Genomic DNA, 20,395 nt, shown 5'->3' on the forward strand with positions numbered 1-20,395 from the left:
GCGTCCTTCAAACAGTTTTCGGGAGGAGGCGCTCGAACAGCGCCTCTACAGTATTAAAGCGCTCTTCCGGGCGTTCCATCGGCACCTGGAACTTGAACATTGTGGCGCCTTCGAATTTGTAGCGTTTTGGCTGAGTCTGAATCAATTTGATCAAGGTCATCGGGTCGACCGGCGTCTGCGCGGCGAACTCGATGCGGCCACCCTGCGGGCCACCGTCGACTTTCTTGATGCCCAGTTGTTCGGCCTGCAACTTCAGCGCGGTGATGCGCACCAGATTCTTGGTCGGCTCCGGCAGCAGACCGAAGCGGTCGATCATCTCCACTTGCAGATCCTTCAGGCCTTCCTCGTCGGTGGCCGACGCGATGCGCTTGTACAGAATCAGGCGGGCATGCACATCCGGCAGATAGTCTTCCGGAATCAGCGCCGGCACCCGCAGGTTGACCTCCGGGCCACCGCCGAGCGGTTGATCGAGATTCGGTTGCTCGCCCTTGCGGATCGACTTCACTGCGCGCTCGAGCATTTCCATGTAGAGCGTGAAGCCCACGGCCTGAATCTGCCCGCTCTGGCCGTCGCCGAGCAATTCGCCGGCGCCACGGATTTCCAGGTCGTTGGTCGCCAGCACGAAGCCGGCGCCCAGATCCTGAGTATTGGCAATCGCTTCCAGACGCTTTTCCGCATCCGAAGTGATTTGCTGGCGCGGCGGCGTCAGCAGGTAGGCGTAAGCCTGGTGGTGACTGCGACCCACACGTCCGCGCAACTGGTGCAATTGCGCCAGGCCGAACTTGTCGGCGCGCTCGATGATGATGGTGTTGGCGCTCGGCACGTCGATGCCGGTCTCGATAATGGTCGAGGCGATCAGCACGTTGAAGCGCTTGTGATAGAAGTCGCTCATCACCTGTTCGAGTTCGCGTTCACGCATCTGTCCGTGACCGATGCCGATCCGTGCTTCCGGCACCAGTTCGGCGAGATCTGCAGCGCACTTTTCGATGGTCTTCACGTCGTTGTGCAGGTAGTAAACCTGCCCACCGCGTAGCAGTTCACGCAGCAGGGCCTCTTTGACCGTGCTCTTGTTCTGCTCCATGACGAAGGTGCGTACCGACAGGCGGCGCGCCGGCGGGGTGGCGATGATCGACAGATCACGCATGCCCGACACCGCCATGTTCAGCGTGCGCGGAATCGGCGTGGCAGTCAGGGTGAGAATGTCGACTTCGCTGCGCAGGGCCTTGAGCTGTTCTTTCTGCCGGACACCGAAACGGTGTTCTTCGTCGATGATCACCAGTCCGAGGTTTTTGATCTTCACATCGTCGGACAGCAGCTTGTGCGTACCGATGACGATGTCGATCTTGCCTTCCGCCAGATCGGCAATCGCCGCGTTGACTTCCTTGGCCGATTTGAAGCGACTCATCACTTCCACGGTCACCGGCCAGTCGGCGAAGCGGTCGCGGAAGCTGTTGTAGTGTTGCTGGGCGAGCAGGGTGGTCGGCACCAGAATCGCGACCTGACGCCCACCGTGCACGGCGATGAACGCTGCGCGCATCGCCACTTCGGTCTTGCCGAAACCGACGTCGCCGCAGACCAGGCGATCCATCGGCTTCGGCGCGAGCATGTCTTCGCGCACGGCTTCGATGGTCGCTTGCTGATCCGGGGTTTCTTCGAACGGGAAACCGGCGCTGAACGTCGCGTAATCGGCTTTCGGGTCGGCAAACGCGTAGCCTTCGCGCGCGGCGCGACGGGCATAGATGTCGAGCAGTTCAGCAGCGACATCGCGCACCTGTTCGGCGGCTTTGCGCTTGGCTTTCTGCCAGGTCTCGGAGCCGAGGCGGTGCAGCGGCGCCAGTGAGTCATCGCTGCCGGTGTAACGCGCAATCAGATGCAGGTTGGCCACCGGCACATAGAGCTTGGCGTTCTCCGCATATTCCAGAGTGAGGAATTCTGCAGCTTGGTTGTCGATTTCCAGAATCGTCAGGCCCAGATAACGCCCGACCCCGTGATCGATGTGCACCACCGGCGCGCCTTCGCGCAGCTCGGTGAGGTTCTTGATCACGGCATCGTTGTTGGCGTCGGCACGTTTTTCCCGGCGACGACGCTGCATCACCCGCTGACCGAACAGCGGACTCTCGGCCACCAGCGCCAGCGCCGGGTCATCGAGCATCAACCCCTCGTCGAGCGGGGCAATGGTGATCGCCAGACGATCCTTGCTCGCAACGAAGTCCGGCCAGCTGTCGACAGTTTTCGGCCGCAGCTTCAGACGTTCCAGCAACTCCAGCAGGACTTCACGCCGGCCCGCGGATTCGGCAGTAAACAGCACGCGTCCGGGGAATTCGTCGAGAAATGCCGAGAGCGCCGCCAGCGGTTGTGTCGCCTTGGCTTCGATCGCCAGGTTCGGCAGCGCTTGCGCCGGGAAGCGTTCGCGGCCGGCCCCGGATTCGACGTCCTGCTGGCTGGCCACTACCCGTGGCCAGCTCTTGAGGCGGGCGAAGCAGTCTTCCACCGGCAGGAACAATTCCGCAGGAGGCAATAAAGGACGCGATGGATCGACGCGGCGCTCTTCGTAGCGATTGCGCACGTCGTTCCAGAAGTTTTCCGCTGCTTGTTCGATACCCGGCAGCGAGAACACTTGCGTGTCCTGCGGCAGGTAATCGAACAGCGTAGAAGTCTCATCGAAGAACAGCGGCAGGTAGTACTCGATACCGGCGGGCGTGATGCCGCTGCTCAGGTCCTGGAAGATCGGGCAGCGCCGGAAGTCGACATCGAAGCGCTCGCGGAACCGCGCCTTGAAGCGGGTGACCGCATCTTTCTGCAGCGGAAACTCTCGCGCCGGCAGCAGCTTGACCGATTCGACCTTGTCGATGGAGCGCTGGTTTTCCGGGTCGAAGGTGCGCAGGGTTTCGATTTCGTCGTCGAACAGGTCGATGCGATAGGGCAGTTTGCTGCCCATCGGGAACAGGTCGATCAATGCGCCGCGTACGGTGAACTCGCCGTGCTCGTAAACCGTATCGACGTAGCGATAGCCGCTGGCTTCCAGGCGCGAGCGCATCTGTTCGACATCGAGCTTCTGCCCGACATCCAGCACCAGACTGCTGCCGAGCAGAAACTTGGTCGGCGCCAGGCGGTGCAGGGCGGTGGTGATTGGCACCACCAGCACGCCGTGCGCCAGCTCCGGCAGCCTATAAAGACTGGCGATGCGCTGGGAAATGATGTCCTGGTGCGGCGAGAACAGATCGTACGGCAGGGTTTCCCAGTCGGGGAAATGCAGCACGGGCAAATCCGGGGCGAAGAAACTCAGCTCCTGTTCCAGCCGTTCGGCACTCTGGCTGTCGGCGGTCAGTAGCAGGGTGAAGCGCTTGGCAGCGCTGGCAGCCTCGGCAATCGCGAGGCTGAGGGCAGCACCGGGCAGGTTGCCCCAATGCTGTTTACCTGCCGCGGCAGGGAGAAGCGGTAGACGCAGAACGGGCACGGAAGGTTGAGCTCCAGGCTTTGCGACAAAGTCGGTAATTGTAGCGGCGTCCGGTGCCGGCTGTCAGTTGCAGACTGCGTCTATCTTCGTGGTTTGCGCAAAATGTAGTGGTAACCATAAAAACGAGCACTTTTTTAGTGGTTATGTAGTGCCGAAATCGACTGGTGTTACGGAGGGTTACAGACATCGTCTAACAGTCGTCGAAAAATTGACTGCGCTGGAAGCCCCGGTTTTACTGGGTTGGCGCGGGGCGTAATTTTTTTGAACGGAATTTTGTTACCGATTGCGCGACAAGCGCGCATTGCTACAAGAGGTTCTCGGCGGCATAATGTAGCCCCTTTTTTCTGCCCCTACATGTGGAAGGTTCCCGTGACTCAGAAGCCCGACCAGTGTCTTGGTGAATGGATCGACCGTGAAGCACTCGCAGAAGCGATGATTCCGCTTATCGGTCAGCTCTACCGCAATAACAACGTGGTGAGCTCGATCTATGGCCGCAGCCTGATCAACCAGTCTGTCATCGCGATTCTCAAAGCTCACCGCTTTGCTCGCCACCGTTCCTCCGACGATAGCGAACTCTCCGTCCACGAAACATTCCCTCTGCTTAAAGCCATGAGCGAGCTCAAGCTCGGCGCGGCTTCGGTAGATCTGGGCAAGTTGGCGTTCAAATTCCGCAGCGAAGGCAATGGCCGCAGCGCCGAGCAGTTCGTGCGTGAAGAACTGGCTGACGTGGTTGGCCAGCAAAACGCTTCGGCCCGCAAAGGCACTGACGTTGTGCTGTACGGCTTCGGTCGTATCGGCCGTCTGCTGGCGCGCATCCTGATCGAGAAAACCGGTGGTGGCGACGGTCTGCGTCTGCGTGCCATCGTCGTGCGCAAGGGCGCCGAAAACGACCTGACCAAACGCGCCAGCCTGCTGCGTCGCGATTCGGTACACGGCCCGTTCAACGGCACCATCGTCATCGACGAAGAAAACAACACCATCACCGCCAACGGTAACCTGATCCAGGTGATCTACGCGAAGAACCCGACCGAGGTGGATTACACCCAGTACGGCATCAAAGATGCGCTGCTGGTGGACAACACCGGTGTGTGGCGTGACGCCGATGGCCTGGGTCAGCACCTGCAATGCCCGGGTGTGGCTCGCGTTGTTCTGACCGCGCCTGGCAAAGGCAAGCTGAAGAACATCGTTCACGGTATCAACCACAACGAAATCACCGCTGACGACAAGATCGTGTCCGCCGCTTCCTGCACCACCAACGCCATCGTGCCGGTGCTGAAGGCTGTGAATGACAAGTTCGGCATCATCAACGGTCACGTCGAAACCGTTCACTCGTACACCAACGACCAGAACCTGATCGACAACTTCCACAAGGGTGACCGTCGTGGCCGTTCCGCCGCGCTGAACATGGTCATCACCGAGACCGGTGCTGCCACCGCCGCTGCCAAGGCTCTGCCTGAGCTGGCTGGCAAGCTGACCGGTAACGCGATCCGCGTTCCGACGCCAAACGTGTCGATGGCCATTCTCAACTTGAACCTTGAGAAAGCCGCCAGCCGTGAAGAGATGAACGAGTACCTGCGCTACATGGCGCTGCACTCTGATCTGCACAAGCAAATCGACTTCGTCAACTCGCAGGAAGTGGTGTCCACTGACTTCGTGGGTTCGCGTCACGCCGGTGTGGTCGACGCTGAAGCGACCATCGTTCAGGACAACCGCGTTGTGCTGTACGTCTGGTACGACAACGAGTTTGGCTACAGCTGCCAGGTGGTTCGCGTGATGGAAGACATGGCCGGTGTAAACCCGCCAGCGTTCCCGCGCTAAGCTATAGCTGCAAATGAAAACGCCCCGACTTAGGTCGGGGCGTTTTTTTATGCCTGGCAGATTTTTATTGCCTGATCTGGCCTCATCGCTGGCAAGCCAGCTCCCACAGGTTTCCTGGCAGGCTGCGCAATGCATGTACGCCTCAAAACCTTGTGGGAGCTGGCTTGCCAGCGATGGCGCCCTATCGGGCGCCGCCTGCCACAGCCGCTTGTGCAGTGCGCAATTCATGTTTGTTCCCGCGGAATAGCACCAGCGTCGCAATCAACCCCAGCGCCGCCGCACCGCTGAGCCAGATCCCCGGCGCAGCCTTGTTGTCCAGCACGTGAATCAGGTAAGTACAGGCCGCAGGCGTAAAGCCGCCAAAGGTCGCTGTCGCCAAGCTATAGGCCAGCGAGAACCCGGTGGTGCGCACTTCCACCGGCATGATTTCGGTCAGCGCCACCACCATCGCGCCGTTGTACGAGCCGTACAGGAACGACAACCACAGTTCGACAATCAGCAGATGACTGAAGCTCGGGTTCGCCACCAGCCACGACAGCGCCGGGTAAGCGGTCAGGATCGCCAGAAGGGTCGCCGCCAGCAGTAGGGGTTTGCGCCCGATCTTGTCGGACACCGCGCCCATCACCGGCAGCCAGAAGAAGTTCGACAGGCCGATGCACACGGTCACCAGCAGCGCGTCGAAGTCCGACAGATGCAGTTCGGCCTTGCCGAAGGTCGGGGTGTAGGCAGTGATCAGGTAGAACGAAACCGTGGTCATCACCACCAGCGCCATGCCAGCGATGACGATGCCGAAGTTCTGACCGATCGAGCGGACGATTTCCCGCAGGGTAGGGCGATGCTTGCGCGCCTGGAACTCCGGGGTTTCCTCCAGAGATCGGCGAATGATGAAGATCACCGGAACGATCATGCAGCCGATCAGGAACGGCACGCGCCAGCCCCAGTCACCCATTTGATCCGGGCTTAGCCAGTGGTTGAGGCCAACTCCGAGCAGGCCGGCAAACACCACCGCCGCCTGCTGGCTGGCGGACTGCCAACTGACGAAAAAGCCTTTGCGGCCCGGCGTGGCGATTTCCGCCAGATACACCGAAACACCGCCTAGCTCGACGCCGGCCGAGAAGCCTTGCAGCAAACGACCGAACAGCACGATCAACGGCGCTGCGACACCCAGAGTGGCATAGCCCGGCACGCAGGCGATCAGGATCGTACCGGCGGCCATCAACGCAAGGGTAATGATCAGGCCCTGGCGACGACCGTGACGGTCAATGTAGGCACCAAGGAAGATCGCGCCCAGTGGACGCATCAGGAAGCCGGCACCGAAGGTGGCCAGGGACAGCATCAGGGAAGCGAAGGCGCTGTCGGCCGGGAAGAAGGTTTTGGCGATGGCCGTGGCGTAGAAGCCATAGACCATAAAGTCGAACATCTCGAGAAAGTTGCCGCTGACAACGCGAAAAATCGCTTTGCCTTTGCCCGTGGTCGAGGACATTTTCAGTTACTCATTATTGGTTTCTTGTAACGCGTTGCATCCGATGGGGAGCGTGCGGGCCTTTGATCCATAATGGCCGGCGCGCTTTTATGGGGAGATGAAGAATTGTTCACTGGACGGTGGGTTGGGCTTGTGAGTGTGGCGGTTGTCCTCGCTGCCTGTGGCAACGGTGAGTCCATGGAAAGCTTTGGTGGCCCGACCATGGGCAGCACGTATTCGATCAAGTACGTGCGACACGCGGGTATTGCCGAGCCGGCGCAAGTTCGCCGGGAAGTGGAAGGTATCCTCGCTGACGTGGATCGACAGATGTCGACCTACCGCAGTGATTCCGACATCGAGCGCTTCAATGCTTTGCCGGCGAACAGCTGTCAGACCCTGCCTGCCGCTGTGCTTGAATTGGTCCGCGTTGGCGAACAACTGTCAGAGCAAAGCGAAGGTGCCTACGACTTGACCGTCGAGCCGCTGATGAATCTGTGGGGGTTCGGCCCGCAAGGGCGTGAAGAGAAAGTCCCCGACCCCGCCGTGCTGGCCGAAACCCTGCAGCGAGTCGGCTACCGCCATTTGCGTATCGACGGCGACCGCTTGTGCAAGGACGCCGCTGTCGAAGTCGACTTCAACAGCATCGCCGCCGGATACGCCGTCGACACCATCGCCGCCAGGCTCGAATCGATGGGCATCCATGACTATCTCGCCGAAGCCACCGGTGAGCTAAAGGCCAAGGGCAAGAAGCTTGATGGCTCATCCTGGCGTATTGCGCTGGAAGAGCCGCGAGACGATCAACAGGTGGCCGAACGGATCATTCAGGTCGACGGCTACGGGGTTTCCACCTCCGGGGATTACCGTAACTATTTCCTGCAAGGTGGCCGGCGCTATTCCCACACCTTCGATGCGCTGAGCGGGGCGCCGGTCCTGCACAGCCTGGCGTCAGTTACGGTGATTCATCCTTCAGCGTTGATGGCCGATGGACTATCGACGCTGTTGCTGATTCTCGGGCCTGAAAGGGCTTGGGACTATGCCGAAAAACACGACATTGGTGCATTCTTCGTGATTCGTGCCGATACAGGCTTTGTTATTCGCACCAGTGCGGCTTTCGAGCGCCTGAGTCGCGCAAAAGTTGACTGAAAACAGTACGAAAGCTGGCGTTGTAGTGCAGGCAAAAGTAGCCTACGACGCGACCAAGGGTTAATGTGCGCGGCGTTGACGCTTCTATAGACTGTGTCCGGGTTCTTTACTGGCCCCCAATTGTTCCTTCGCGCCGCGATTCGGCGTGATTTAGCCGCCGGTGCTGCTGGCACCGCGGCCTGTTCTGAGGAGTACGCATGGCTGTCTACAACTACGACGTGGTGGTGTTGGGTTCCGGCCCGGCGGGAGAAGGCGCGGCAATGAACGCCGCCAAAGCAGGGCGCAAGGTGGCGATGGTCGACAGCCGTCGTCAGGTCGGCGGCAACTGCACCCACCTCGGTACCATCCCGTCCAAGGCCCTGCGTCACTCGGTGCGGCAGATCATGCAGTTCAACACCAACCCGATGTTCCGCGCGATCGGCGAGCCACGCTGGTTCTCCTTCCCGGACGTGTTGAAAAGCGCTGAAAAGGTTATCTCCAAACAAGTCGCTTCGCGCACCGGCTACTACGCTCGTAACCGCGTCGACGTGTTCTTCGGCACCGGCAGCTTCGCCGACGAGCAAACCATCGAAGTGGTCTGCGCCAACGGCGTGGTCGAGAAGCTGGTGGCCAAGCACATCATCATCGCCACCGGTTCGCGCCCTTATCGCCCGGCGGACATCGATTTCAATCACCCGCGTATCTACGATAGCGACACCATCCTCAGCCTCGGCCACACCCCGCGCAAACTGATCGTTTACGGCGCCGGTGTGATCGGTTGCGAATACGCTTCGATCTTCAGCGGTCTGGGTGTATTGGTTGAACTGGTGGACAACCGCGGTCAGTTGCTGAGCTTCCTCGACTCGGAAATCTCCCAGGCGTTGAGCTACCACTTCAGCAACAACAACATCACCGTGCGCCACAACGAAGATTACGATCGCGTTGAAGGCGTGGACAATGGCGTGATCCTGCACCTGAAGTCCGGCAAGAAGATCAAGGCCGACGCCTTGCTCTGGTGCAACGGCCGTACCGGTAACACCGACCAGCTCGGCCTGGAAAACATTGGGGTCAAGGTCAACAGCCGTGGTCAGATCGAAGTCGACGAGGCTTACCGCACCTGCGTGCCGAACATTTACGGCGCCGGCGACGTGATCGGCTGGCCAAGCCTGGCCAGTGCCGCCCACGATCAGGGGCGTTCGGCGGCCGGCAGCATCGTCGATAACGGTAGCTGGCGCTTTGTGAATGATGTGCCGACCGGCATCTACACCATTCCGGAGATCAGCTCGATCGGCAAGAACGAGCAGGAACTGACCCAGGCCAAAGTGCCGTACGAAGTCGGCAAGGCGTTCTTCAAGAGCATGGCGCGTGCGCAGATCGCCGGCGAGCCGCAAGGCATGCTGAAAATCCTGTTCCACCGTGAAACCCTGGAAGTGCTGGGTGTTCACTGCTTCGGTTATCAGGCGTCGGAGATCGTGCACATCGGTCAGGCGATCATGAACCAGCCGGGTGAGTTGAATACGCTGAAGTACTTCGTCAACACCACGTTCAACTACCCGACCATGGCCGAAGCCTATCGGGTAGCGGCGTACGACGGCCTCAACCGGCTTTTTTGACGGGCTCCGGCCGGTGGCCTGAGCCGGCCGGGGAGACCGATTTCAGCAATTCTCGAGGGTGGCAGTGGCCAAACCGGGAAAGTCTGTAATCAGGCTGTCAACGCCGAAGTCGGCGAGTCTGCGCATCAGCGCAGGCTCGTTGACGGTCCACACCGACACATGCAGCCCCTGACGCTGCGCCTTCTGCAGGCGTTCCGGCGTACACAGTGTCCAGTTCAGCGCCAGAATCTCGCAGCCATAGCTGGCGGCGACCTTCAACGGGTCGAGCCAGGCGTATTCGGCGACCAATCCACGCGATACGTCCGGCACCAGCTCCAGCGCCGCCTTCAGCACTTCCCGCGAACTCGAAGTAATGGTGACCTTGTCCAGCAAGCCATGACGCTGGGCCATTTCGCGAATCGCCAACACGGTGGTGGCGGCGCGGGTGCGTGAAGCGCTTTTGACTTCCAGTTGCCAGTGCTCGAAATCGCACTGCTCGAACAGTTCTTCCAGGGTCGGAATCGGGCACGGCTTGATCCAGCCCGGGCCGCCCTTGCGCGCGTCGTAGGTCACCAGTTCGGCGGCGGTGTGCTCGACCACCTTGCCGCGCCGGTCGGTGGTGCGCTTAAGGGTCGGGTCGTGGATCACCATCAGCTCGCCGTCCTTGGACAGGTGCAGATCCAGTTCGCAACGGCGTACGCCGTGCTTGAGACATTCCTGAAAACTGGTCAGGGTGTTTTCCGGTGCTTCGCCCTTGGCGCCGCGGTGGCCGTAGATGAGGGTCACGGTGCTTCCTTAATTAAATGCCTGATTCGTTCTGTTCACGGGCCAGGCGTCGTTCCTGGGCCTGTTTCTGCAAGATATAGCGGGCGAGCAACTGGCGCTGGGCGTCGGTCAAGTGTTCGAACTCGGTGCCGACGTCGTAGCCATCGCCCTTGCGGTCGCAATGGGTCACGCGGGCACGCAGCAGCAGGCCCAGCGCCTGCGGCATCAGCACCAGTTTCACCGACAGGTGCGCGCCCGTGGCGATCGGCGTCGGGTGCTGAAAGTCGATTCCGCCTTCGGAGAGGATCACCGGTTGCGGCTCGCCAATGTGGCCGAGCACGGTCAGGGCGACCACCTGGCTGAGCAGGTCGATGCGTTTGTTCTGGGATTTGAGGAACGCGGCAATCGCCCGGTCGCGCTCGCTGATCTGGCGCAACAGGTGCTGCGACTCGAATTCGCTCAGGTGCAGTTCGCTGAGCAGGTTGAACAGCGGGGAAGCATCCTGCAACACTTCCTGGCCTGCGGCTTCGGGAGCGGACAGGGGCCGAATTTCCAGTGCGATCATGTCCTCGATACGGTAGTATTCGCGGCGATCTTCTTCATCTAATGTCGACATGGCGAACCCATGGTAGCGGCGGTGGTCTGAGTGTAAAGCTGGTTATCGACCCCCGCCACAAGGACGTTCCTTTTCCCTCCGAACAAGCCCCGACATGTTCAGACCTCTCTTCGTATTTATCGGCACGCGTTATACCCGTGCAAAGCGTCGCAATCATTTTGTGTCATTCATTTCCCTGACTTCGATGATCGGGCTCGCCCTCGGCGTGATCGTGATGATCGTGGTGCTCTCGGTGATGAACGGCTTCGATCATGAGATGCGCACCCGCGTGCTGGGCATGGTGCCCCACGCGACTCTTGAAACCGGCGAACCGATCAACGATTGGCAGAGCCTGGCCGCCAAGGTCAAGCGCAACCCGGAGGTGACGGCGGTTGCGCCGTTTACTCAGATGCAGGGCTTGCTGACCAACAACGGCCAGGTGTCCAAGGTGTTGCTCAACGCCATCGACCCCGCGCTCGAGCGCAATGTGTCGATCATCGACAACTTCATGAAGCAGGGCAAACTCGACGACCTGACGCCGGGCAGCTTCGGCATCGTCATCGGCGACAAGGCCGCGACCAAGCTCGGCGTGGGCCTTGGTGACAAGGTCACCTTCGTCGCGCCGGAGGTCAGCGTGACCCCGGCCGGGATGTTCCCGCGCATGAAGCGCTTTACTGTGGTCGGCATCTTTCATGTCGGCGCCGGTGAGCTGGACGGCTATCTGGGCGTCACCAACCTGCAGGATCTGGCGAAGATGCACCGCTGGAAGCCTGATCAGGTGCAGGGCATCCGGTTGAAGTTCGATGATCTGTTCCAGGCGCCGCGCGTGGCCTGGACCATCGCCCAGCAGTTGGGCGAAGACCATTACTACGCCCGCGACTGGACCCGTACCCACGGCAACCTATATCAGGCGATCCGCATGGAAAAAGCCATGATCGGTCTGCTGTTGCTGCTGATCGTCGCGGTGGCTGCGTTCAACATCATTTCCACGCTGGTAATGGTGGTAAATGACAAGAAGAGCGACATCGCCATTCTGCGTACCCTGGGCGCTACGCCGGGGACGATCATGCGTACGTTCATGGTGCAGGGCACCGTGATCGGCGTGGTCGGTACGGCGATTGGCGCGGTGCTCGGTATTCTCGCCGCGCTCAACGTCAGCGCTGCAATTTCCGCCCTCGAAGGGCTGATCGGCCATAAGTTTCTCAACGCCGACGTGTATTTCATCGATTACCTGCCCTCGCAGGTGCAGAGCCAGGACGTGGTCATGGTCTGCGCCGCTGCGTTGGTCCTGAGTTTCCTCGCCACCCTGTATCCCGCCTGGCGTGCCGCGCGCACCCAGCCGGCGGAGGCGCTACGTTATGAGTGAGTCGGGCATGAGTGATAAAGCAATCTTGAGTTGCCGCAACCTGGGCAAATCCTACGAGGAAGGCCCGGAGTCGGTGCAAGTGCTGGCCGGTCTGCAACTGGAGTTGCACCCGGGCGAGCGTGTGGCAATCGTCGGCAAATCCGGTTCCGGCAAAAGTACCTTGCTCAACCTGCTGGGCGGTCTCGACACCCCAACCGAGGGCAGCGTCTGGCTTGACGGCGAAGAGCTGTCAGCGCTGAGCGAAAAGAAGCGTGGCCTGCTGCGTAACCGTGCCCTCGGGTTCGTGTACCAGTTCCACCACTTGCTGCCGGAATTCACCGCGCTGGAAAACGTCTGCATGCCGCTGCTGATCGGCAAGACCGCGATCCCGCAAGCACGTCAACGCGCTACGGCGTTGTTGGAGCGTGTCGGTCTGGGCCATCGTCTGGAGCACAAACCGGCGGAGCTGTCCGGTGGCGAGCGCCAGCGTGTGGCCATCGCCCGTGCGCTGGTGAACAATCCAGGCCTGGTGATGCTCGACGAGCCAACCGGCAACCTTGATTCGCACACCGCCGAAGGCATCCAGGACTTGATGCTGGAACTCAGCACTTCAATGCGCACGGCGTTCCTGGTGGTGACTCACGACATGAACCTGGCCCGCCAGATGGACCGCGTCCTGCAGTTGCAGGAAGGCTGCCTGACTCCAATCACTTGAGAGCTACTGCGCTCGGAAATACTGCGTTAAAAACAGGCTCGGAATGCTCATTTACAGCCAGTAGACTCCGCTTCCTCGCCTGTTTTTGCCTTGTCTTTCCTTCGCTCGCTACGCTCTCAAGCGATTGGCCGCTTTTTTAAGCTTGATTTTTTATACGGTGCCCCAGCGAATGTTCAGACCGTTATCGATCTTTATCGGCACGCGCTATACCCGCGCCAAGCGCCGCAATCGCTTTGTTTCGTTCATCTCGATGACTTCGATGATCGGGCTCGCCCTTGGCGTGCTGGCGATGATCGTGGTGCTGTCGGTGATGAACGGCTTCCAGCGCGAGATGAGCTCGCGCATCCTCGGCATGGTGCCGCACGCGACCATCGTTGGCGTCAAGCCGATTGATGATTGGCAGCCGGTGGCCGCCGCCGCGCTGAAAAATCCCGAAGTGACCGCCGCCGTGCCGTTCACCGAGATGGAAGGCATGCTGTCCTACAAGGGTTTGATGCAGCCGATCCAGATCAGCGGCGTCGATCCGGCCCAGGAAGGCAAGGTGTCGATCGTTGCCCAGCACATTGTGCAGGGACGTCTCGATGACCTGAAACCGGGTGAGTTCGGCGTGGTGATCGGTGAAATCACCGCGCGCCGCTTCCGTCTCAATGTCGGCGACAAGATCACCCTGATCGTCCCGGAAGTCAGCACCGCACCGGGGGGCATTACCCCGCGCATGCAACGGCTGAACGTGGTCGGTGTGTTCAAGGTTGGCGCTGAACTGGATGGCTCGATGGGCCTGATCCACGTGGCCGATGCCGCGACCATGCAGCACTGGCAGCCGAATCAGGTGCAGAGCGTGCGCCTGGCGGTGAAGGATCTGTACGCTGCGCCGAAAGTCTCCTCGGACATTGCCGCCGGGCTCGGTGCCGAGTTCAAGGCTGACGACTGGACCCACACCCAGGGCAGTCTGTTCAGCGCGATGAAAATGGAAAAAACCATGATCGGCCTGCTGTTGCTGATGATCGTTGCGGTGGCGGCGTTCAACATCATCGCCACGCTGATCATGGTGGTGAACGACAAAGGCGCGGACATCGCCATCCTGCGCACCATCGGCGCCACGCCACGGCAGATCATGGCGATTTTCATGGTGCAGGGCACGGTGATCGGGATTGTCGGCACCTTGATTGGCGGCGTGCTCGGCGTGATCGCGGCGCTGAACGTCAGTGAGATGGTTGGCTGGGTCGAGCGTGTTACCGGGCAGCACATCTTCAGTTCCGACGTGTACTTCGTCAGCAATCTGCCTTCGGAATTGCAGGGCGGGGATGTGCTGTTGATCTGCTCGGCGGGCTTTATTCTGAGCTTCCTGGCGACGGTGTACCCGGCGTTGCGGGCAGCGAAGATCGAGCCGGCTCACGCGCTGAGATATTCGTAAGCGCTGAAATCGCCATCGCGGGCAAGCCCGCTCGCACAGGTATTGAGTTGAGTCACCATTATGTGAACGACACAAAACCCTGTGGGAGCGGGCTTGCCCGCGATGGGGCCGGAACTGCCGGCCTCAATCCTTCTTCGGCAACTCGATCACAAACCGCGTCCACCCCTCTGCCGATTCGCAACGGATCTGTCCACCATGCGCCCGGACGATCGACTGGGTAATCGCCAGCCCCAACCCCGCATGCTCACTGTTGCCTTCCTGTCGCGCCGGATCGGCGCGATAGAACCGGTCAAACAGCCGTGGTAACAGCTCTGCCGAAATCTCTTCGCCACTGTTCTCCACCGACACCTGCACCGCGTGCGGCTGATCGACGATGGACAGGCGTACGCTGCCCGCCACCGGAGTAAAGCGCAGCGCGTTATCCAGCAGATTCGACAAGGCCCGGCGCAGCATGCTGCGATCGCCTTCAATACGCGCATGACCTTCGCGGCTCAGCGTCACCCGTGCGTCCTCGGCCAGTGGCGCGAAAAACTCCAGCAATACATCGCTCTCATCCGCCAGCTCCAGCACCTCACGCTTGGGCATCAGCAAACCATGGTCAGCCTTGGCCAGATAGAGCATGTCGTTGACCAGCTGTGCCATCCATTGCAGTTCTTCGAGGTTGCTGTGCAGGGCTTCGCGGTAATCCTCAAGCGGCCGCGGGCGAGTGAGGGTGACCTGGGTGTGGGTCAGCAGGTTCGACAGCGGTGTGCGCAGTTCATGGGCGATGTCGGCAGAAAACGCCGACAGCCGCTGAAACGAGTCATCGAGGCGTCCGAGCATGGCGTTGAAGCTGTGGGCCATTTCTGCCAGCTCCGGCGGCATTTGCGCTTCCGGCAGCCGCGCATTGAGCGATTGTGCAGAAATCCCACGGGCAACTGCACTCATGCGCCGCAGTGGACGCAAGCCGCTGCGCGCCGCCCAGGCGCCGAGCAGCGCGGTGGCCAGCGCCGACAGCCCGACGGTCAGCCAGATCAGATGCTGCATCCGTTGCAGGAAGTGCTGGTGGTGGGTGATATCCAGCAGCAGCGTCAGTTGTGGTGTATCGGACTTGTCCGGGTAGAGCGGGGCGTTGAGCACGCGGTAGTCGGCGCCGTCATGGCTGATGGTCGACAGGCCGGATTGTTTCGGCAACTCCGTAGGGATCTGCGTCGAACTGTCGTACCAGCGCTGACCGTCACTGCCGGTAATACGCAGCGCCAGATCGGCCTGGCGGCTCAGCTCATCCGCCAGCCGCGCCTCACGCTGAGCGGGTTGCACATCCTGCAAGGCCCGGCGCAGGCCGATCAGTTTGCCATCCAGCAATTGCTGATCGAGCTCAATGAAGTGCGCCTCGCTGGCGCGGCTGAACAGTACCCCGGCGAACAGCGAGACCACGGCGGTGCAAGCGGCAAACAGCAGAGCCAGACGAGAACTCAGCGACAGGCGACGCATCAGGCTGGACGCTCTTCAAGCACGTAACCCATGCCACGCACGGTGTGGATCAGTTTGTTGGGGAAGTCATCGTCGATCTTCAGGCGCAGGCGACGGATCGCCACTTCGATCACGTTGGTGTCGCTGTCGAAGTTCATGTCCCAGACTTGCGAGGCAATCAACGATTTCGGCAACACTTCACCCTGACGGCGCAGGAGCATTTCCAGCAGGGCGAATTCCTTGGCGGTGAGGTCGATGCGCTGGCCACTGCGTTCGACCCGGCGGCGAATCAGGTCCAGGCGCAGGTCGGCCAATTGCAGGCTGGTTTCCTGGGGTGTCGCACTGCCCCGGCGTAGCAGGCTGCGCACCCGCGCCAGCAACTCGGAGAAGGCGAACGGTTTGACCAGATAGTCGTCGGCGCCGAGTTCGAGGCCATGAACCCGATCCTCGACTGCATCTTTGGCGGTGAGAAACAGTACCGGCGTGTCGAGTCCGGCACTGCGCACCGCATGCAGAATCTGCCAGCCACTGCGCCCGGGCAGCATCACGTCGAGGATGAGCAGCGCATAATCACCGCTCAACGCCAGTTGCTGACCACTTACGCCGTCGGCCACCAGTTCCGTGTTGAACCCGGCCTCGGTCAGGCCCTGGCGCAGGTAGTGGCCGGTTTTCGGTTGGTCTTCGACGATCAGCAGTTTCATGGGCGACTCGGATATAGAGAAACGAAAGCGTTATACCGTGGGAACAGACGGCGCGCGCCAACCTGACAAAGTTGTAATCTGCCTGTCAGGTAGTTGCCAGCGCGGGCGGGCTAGAGTTTCCCACAGGCTGAACCTTTTCTTGTTGGAGTATGACTATGTTTTTGCGCAACCCTCTGGCCGTCGCCGCCTGTTTACTGGCGTTGAGTTCACCTGTCTGGGCCGCGCCCGCACACAGCTATGACTTCGGCCAGCCAGCCCCGGCGGCGCAGGCCAGCCGCAGCATTGAAGTTGTACTGAACGACATGTCGTTCGACCCCAAGGCAATTCAGGTCAAGGCCGGTGAGACGGTTCGCTTTGTCCTGGTGAATAAAGGCCAGTTACTGCACGAATTCAACCTCGGTGATGCGGCGATGCATGCCCAACACCAGCAGGAAATGCTGCAGATGCAGCAAAGCGGCATGCTCACGCCTACCGGCATGAAAGAAATGTCCCACGACATGGCGGGCATGGATCACGGCAGCATGGGCCACGGCATGCAGCACGACGACCCCAACAGCGTGCTGGTCGAGCCGGGCAAGACCGCCGAGCTGACCTGGACCTTCAGCAAGGCCACCAACCTGGAATTTGCCTGCAATATTCCCGGGCACTACCAGGCGGGCATGGTCGGCAAACTGACTGTCAGTCAGTAAGCACTCAAAGACGGGCGCAAAGGCTGATAGAATCCGCTGATTCTTCAGTCAGGTTTCCGCCATGCATCCCGCAGCCGAACATTCGCCGCTGGGCAAATCCAGCGAATACATCGCCACGTACACGCCGTCACTGCTGTTCCCGATTCCGCGCACCGCTAAATGGACCGAACTGGGCCTGACCGCCGAAACCCTGCCATATAAAGGTGTGGATTTCTGGAACTGCTTCGAACTGTCGTGGCTGCTGCCGTCGGGCAAACCGGTGGTGGCGATCGGTGAATTCAGCATTCCGGCGGATTCGCCGAACATCATCGAGTCGAAGTCGTTCAAGTTGTACCTGAACTCGCTGAACCAGACGCCGTTTGCCGACATCGCCAGCCTGGAAGCGACGCTGGTCAAGGACCTGTCGGCCGCTGCCGGCAAACCGGTCGGTGTGCGCGTACGCAGCCTGAAAGAGGTCGAAGCCGAAGGCGTCGTGGCGTTGCCGGGCGTGTGCATCGACGATCTGGACATCAGCGTCAGCAACTATGAGCATCCGCGTCCGGAACTGCTGCGTTGCGATGATTCGCGGATTGTCGAAGAGAGCGTGCACAGCCATCTGCTCAAATCCAACTGCCCGGTGACCAGCCAGCCAGACTGGGGCAGCGTGGTCGTGGAATATCGTGGCGCGGCGCTGGATCACGCGAGCCTGCTGGAATACATCGTCAGCTTCCGCCAGCACTCGGACTTCCACGAGCAGTGTGTGGAGCGGATCTTCCTCGACCTGCAGCGTTTGCTGAAGCCGGAGAAGCTCACGGTGTTTGCACGGTATGTGCGCCGCGGCGGGCTGGATATCAACCCGTATCGCAGCACTGAAACGGTACAACTGCCGAACCACCGACTGGTCCGTCAGTAAGATCAAAAGATCGCAGCCTGCGGCAGCTTCTACATGAGATTCCCTGTAGGAGCTGCCGCAGGCTGCGATCTTTTTGCTTTTTTGGGATACCCGGGAATCAGATCCCCATGCTGCCCAGCGCATTGACGATATTGCGCAGGGTGCCGGCAATGGCCGGGTGTTCGAGTTCAAAGCGGTCAACCGCCAAGTTCACGCCATCGGCGATACTGGCGTCCTGGGTGGCGCTTTCCAGTTTGATTTCGGTTTCAATCTGCGCCATCAGCGCATGCAAATCTTCACGCTCGGCTTCGGACAGCGGCGGATTCTGCTCCAGTTGCTCGCGCAGGGTGTCGAGTTGTTTTTGCAGTTCTTGGGCGGGCATGGTGGTTTCCTTTTATCAAGAGGCACTGGCATTGACCGCAGCCGCGCGCCAAAGGTCTATGGCTGACCTTTAGATTAATCCACTCTGCTGCAACCTGCATGATCCCGGTCAGGGCTTTTCGCCCTTGAGGCGGCGCAGGTTGATGTCAGCCAGGCAGGTGTCGAGTTCGCCCAGATGATCGATCACCGAATGCACGCCCAGATTGAACAACTGCAGGGTCGCCTTGCCGCGGCGCTGTTCGCGTTCCTGTTGGCTCAAGGCTTGCCACTCGCTCGGCGACAGGCCGCACAACGAGCCGCAGGAGGCCAGGCCAATGGTCCACAGCCCGGCGTTGAGGCCCGCTTGCAGCAGGCGCGGCTCGCCACTGACCAGCACGCAGCCATCCAGACGGCTGACGTTCAAGCCCATCAGCGCCTGCCAGCAGGCATTCGGCGCGGGCCATGGATTGTTTGTTGCTGAATATTGCGTCGGTTTGATCCACGCCGGCAGCGAGGCCGCCAAAGGGTGCGCGAGGGCAGGGGGCAACTCATCGATCCACGCACAGGGAATCTCCTGGCGCTGCAGGCTGAGCAGGCTGTCGAGGGCGCCGGGTGTGGCGTCGGCGTGCTCGGGCAGCATGCTGGCGTGTTGCCGGGCACGGGCACCGAAATCCACCAGGCAGCCACTGAGTCCGAACAGCACGGCGGTCAGGCCGGGCGCGGCGACAGGCAAGGCTTCAGCGTGGGTCATGGCAACGTCCCTGAAATAGTCACGAGGTTAGGCGACATCGGTGACAGCTGGATGACAGGTGTGTGAAGGCGCTCTCTGGAAACGTCCTGCATTACTCTTGACAGGTAGACTGCCCAAAACGGCTTTTGCGCTTATACTAGCGGTCTTAACGCTTGGGCCGACGGTGCCCGCGCCAGTACGAATCCAAGGAGCTTTTCTATGCGCTGGAGCAATCCTCTCGCTCAGCTATGTGTATGTGCCAGCGTCTTGCTGGTTCCGTTCGCCGCCAATGCTGCAACGGAAGAAGACCCTTGGGAAAGCGTCAACCGCCCGATCTTCCAGTTCAACGACTTCGTCGACACCTACGCGCTCAAGCCGCTGGCGCAGGGCTACGAGTACGTGACGCCGCAGTTCCTTGAAGATGGCATCCACAACATGTTCCGCAACGTCGGTGACGTCACCAACCTGGCGAACAATATTCTGCAGGCCAAGCCCGCAGCCGCTGGTGTCGATACCGCGCGCATCATCTTCAACACCACGTTCGGCCTGCTGGGCTTCTTCGATGTCGGCACCAAAATGGGCCTGAATCGCAGCGATGAAGACTTCGGTCAGACCCTCGGTTACTGGGGCGTCAGCAGCGGCCCTTACGTGATGCTGCCGTTGCTCGGCCCGAGCACCCTGCGTGATGCGCCGTCGAAGTACGTCGACAGCTACACCGGTCCGTACCGCTACATCAACGACGTGCCTGTACGTAACTCGGTGTTCGGCCTGAACATCGTCGACACCCGTGCCAGCCTGCTGTCGAGCGAGAAGCTGATCAGCGGCGACAAGTACACCTTCATCCGCAACGCCTACCTGCAGAACCGCGAGTTCAAGGTCAAGGATGGTCACGTCGAAGATGATTTTTAATCTCGACCGATGACAGAAGGCGGCCCGTGAGGCCGCCTTTTTTGTGTGCGCTTATTTCATCTTCAGAATGCTCAGGCCGAGTTTCTGGCTGTCGCCATCCTGGGCCTTGACCCAGACCACTTCGGTCTCCGCTTCCAGCCCGCTCAAGGCGGCATGATCGGAGTCGATGCGCACACTCAAGCGGTCGCCAACCGCGAACTGGCGCGGCGCTTCGACCTGCATGCCGCTGCTCGAGAGGTCGATGCACACGGCTGATACCTCATCACCTTCATGGATCAACACCACATCGGCATCGACCCGCATGCGGATGAAATCACGCTTTTCGCTGTAGTCCCGACCGGTTTGACTCATGGTTTTGACCTTCCATTGGGTTACGGTTTGAGCGGTTCTTATAACTC

The 20,395-nt window shown here is 60.5% G+C and carries 18 protein-coding genes; 9 read left to right on the forward strand and 9 right to left on the reverse strand.

Annotated features, from left to right (window positions below):
- Positions 1 to 7: 7 nt before the first annotated feature.
- Entirely contained in the window at positions 8 to 3,457 is a 3,450-nt protein-coding gene (gene mfd / locus ACTJKS_RS18090; RefSeq protein ID WP_108183336.1) for a transcription-repair coupling factor, read from the reverse strand.
- A gap of 354 nt (positions 3,458 to 3,811) precedes the next feature.
- Here mfd and ACTJKS_RS18095 point away from each other — a divergent pair, with 354 nt between their 5' ends.
- Positions 3,812 to 5,275, forward strand: coding sequence for a glyceraldehyde-3-phosphate dehydrogenase (locus ACTJKS_RS18095; RefSeq protein ID WP_003226583.1), 1,464 nt, complete (start codon positions 3,812 to 3,814; stop codon positions 5,273 to 5,275).
- A 181-nt stretch (positions 5,276 to 5,456) separates the two neighbouring features.
- On the opposite strand, the gene ACTJKS_RS18100 is transcribed toward ACTJKS_RS18095, so the two are convergent.
- On the reverse strand, positions 5,457 to 6,758 hold the full coding sequence (locus ACTJKS_RS18100; RefSeq protein WP_108183335.1) for an MFS transporter: 1,302 nt from the start codon (positions 6,756 to 6,758) through the stop codon (positions 5,457 to 5,459).
- 72 nt (positions 6,759 to 6,830) lie between these two features.
- Here ACTJKS_RS18100 and ACTJKS_RS18105 point away from each other — a divergent pair, with 72 nt between their 5' ends.
- Both ACTJKS_RS18105 and sthA read left to right on the forward strand, forming a co-directional pair.
- A complete protein-coding gene (locus ACTJKS_RS18105; protein ID WP_198758585.1) occupies positions 6,831 to 7,880 on the forward strand; it encodes an FAD:protein FMN transferase in 1,050 nt (349 codons plus the stop codon).
- Between the two features lie 197 nt (positions 7,881 to 8,077).
- Positions 8,078 to 9,472 carry a Si-specific NAD(P)(+) transhydrogenase gene (sthA, locus tag ACTJKS_RS18110; RefSeq protein WP_007968192.1) on the forward strand — a complete coding sequence of 465 codons (1,395 nt, stop codon included), beginning with the start codon at positions 8,078 to 8,080 and terminating at the stop codon, positions 9,470 to 9,472.
- Between the two features lie 42 nt (positions 9,473 to 9,514).
- Here the strand turns inward: sthA and ACTJKS_RS18115 are convergent, their stop codons facing one another.
- Together ACTJKS_RS18115 and ACTJKS_RS18120 are read right to left on the reverse strand one after the other, a co-directional pair.
- Positions 9,515 to 10,237: a glycerophosphodiester phosphodiesterase gene (locus ACTJKS_RS18115; protein ID WP_041068969.1), complete on the reverse strand. Its 723-nt coding sequence runs from the start codon at positions 10,235 to 10,237 to the stop codon at positions 9,515 to 9,517.
- A gap of 13 nt (positions 10,238 to 10,250) precedes the next feature.
- Positions 10,251 to 10,832, reverse strand: coding sequence for a PilZ domain-containing protein (locus ACTJKS_RS18120; protein ID WP_047295261.1), 582 nt, complete (start codon positions 10,830 to 10,832; stop codon positions 10,251 to 10,253).
- A 94-nt stretch (positions 10,833 to 10,926) separates the two neighbouring features.
- Here ACTJKS_RS18120 and ACTJKS_RS18125 point away from each other — a divergent pair, with 94 nt between their 5' ends.
- From ACTJKS_RS18125 to ACTJKS_RS18135, 3 genes are all read left to right on the forward strand, one after another.
- The gene (locus ACTJKS_RS18125; protein ID WP_041068963.1) at positions 10,927 to 12,177 is read left to right on the forward strand and encodes a lipoprotein-releasing ABC transporter permease subunit; all 1,251 of its coding nucleotides are present in this window, start codon (positions 10,927 to 10,929) and stop codon (positions 12,175 to 12,177) included.
- Positions 12,178 to 12,184: 7 nt separating this feature from the next.
- The gene (gene lolD, locus ACTJKS_RS18130) at positions 12,185 to 12,871 is read left to right on the forward strand and encodes a lipoprotein-releasing ABC transporter ATP-binding protein LolD (RefSeq protein ID WP_262949084.1); all 687 of its coding nucleotides are present in this window, start codon (positions 12,185 to 12,187) and stop codon (positions 12,869 to 12,871) included.
- Positions 12,872 to 13,040: 169 nt separating this feature from the next.
- Positions 13,041 to 14,285: a lipoprotein-releasing ABC transporter permease subunit gene (locus ACTJKS_RS18135; RefSeq protein ID WP_041068958.1), complete on the forward strand. Its 1,245-nt coding sequence runs from the start codon at positions 13,041 to 13,043 to the stop codon at positions 14,283 to 14,285.
- Between the two features lie 123 nt (positions 14,286 to 14,408).
- Here ACTJKS_RS18135 and ACTJKS_RS18140 read toward each other — a convergent pair whose 3' ends face one another.
- Positions 14,409 to 15,758 carry a heavy metal sensor histidine kinase gene (locus ACTJKS_RS18140; protein WP_108183333.1) on the reverse strand — a complete coding sequence of 450 codons (1,350 nt, stop codon included), beginning with the start codon at positions 15,756 to 15,758 and terminating at the stop codon, positions 14,409 to 14,411.
- On the reverse strand, positions 15,758 to 16,438 hold the full coding sequence (locus ACTJKS_RS18145; RefSeq protein WP_108183332.1) for a heavy metal response regulator transcription factor: 681 nt from the start codon (positions 16,436 to 16,438) through the stop codon (positions 15,758 to 15,760). Before ACTJKS_RS18145 ends, ACTJKS_RS18140 begins: the two co-directional genes overlap by 1 nt.
- 155 nt (positions 16,439 to 16,593) lie before the next feature.
- On the opposite strand from ACTJKS_RS18145, the gene copI reads away from it, so the two are divergent.
- Together copI and queF are read left to right on the forward strand one after the other, a co-directional pair.
- Positions 16,594 to 17,127: a copper-resistant cuproprotein CopI gene (copI, locus tag ACTJKS_RS18150; RefSeq protein WP_108183331.1), complete on the forward strand. Its 534-nt coding sequence runs from the start codon at positions 16,594 to 16,596 to the stop codon at positions 17,125 to 17,127.
- A 61-nt stretch (positions 17,128 to 17,188) separates the two neighbouring features.
- On the forward strand, positions 17,189 to 18,019 hold the full coding sequence (gene queF / locus ACTJKS_RS18155; RefSeq protein ID WP_108183330.1) for an NADPH-dependent 7-cyano-7-deazaguanine reductase QueF: 831 nt from the start codon (positions 17,189 to 17,191) through the stop codon (positions 18,017 to 18,019).
- 97 nt (positions 18,020 to 18,116) lie between these two features.
- On the opposite strand, the gene ACTJKS_RS18160 is transcribed toward queF, so the two are convergent.
- Both ACTJKS_RS18160 and ACTJKS_RS18165 read right to left on the reverse strand, forming a co-directional pair.
- Positions 18,117 to 18,380, reverse strand: a complete 264-nt coding sequence (locus ACTJKS_RS18160; protein WP_041074003.1) for a DUF4404 family protein — start codon at positions 18,378 to 18,380, stop codon at positions 18,117 to 18,119.
- 108 nt (positions 18,381 to 18,488) lie between these two features.
- The gene (locus tag ACTJKS_RS18165) at positions 18,489 to 19,109 is read right to left on the reverse strand and encodes a phosphatase (protein ID WP_108183329.1); all 621 of its coding nucleotides are present in this window, start codon (positions 19,107 to 19,109) and stop codon (positions 18,489 to 18,491) included.
- A gap of 198 nt (positions 19,110 to 19,307) precedes the next feature.
- On the opposite strand from ACTJKS_RS18165, the gene ACTJKS_RS18170 reads away from it, so the two are divergent.
- Complete coding sequence (locus ACTJKS_RS18170; RefSeq protein ID WP_041074007.1) at positions 19,308 to 19,997, forward strand: MlaA family lipoprotein; 690 nt, start codon at positions 19,308 to 19,310, stop codon at positions 19,995 to 19,997.
- A gap of 51 nt (positions 19,998 to 20,048) precedes the next feature.
- Here ACTJKS_RS18170 and ACTJKS_RS18175 read toward each other — a convergent pair whose 3' ends face one another.
- Positions 20,049 to 20,348 (reverse strand): PilZ domain-containing protein, encoded by a 300-nt coding sequence (locus ACTJKS_RS18175; protein WP_095668728.1) that lies wholly within the window; start codon positions 20,346 to 20,348, stop codon positions 20,049 to 20,051.
- Positions 20,349 to 20,395 lie beyond the last annotated feature (47 nt).

The sequence above is a fragment of the Pseudomonas sp. 22189 genome (assembly GCF_052045635.1).
Taxonomy (GTDB): Bacteria; Pseudomonadota; Gammaproteobacteria; order Pseudomonadales; family Pseudomonadaceae; genus Aquipseudomonas; species Aquipseudomonas parakoreensis.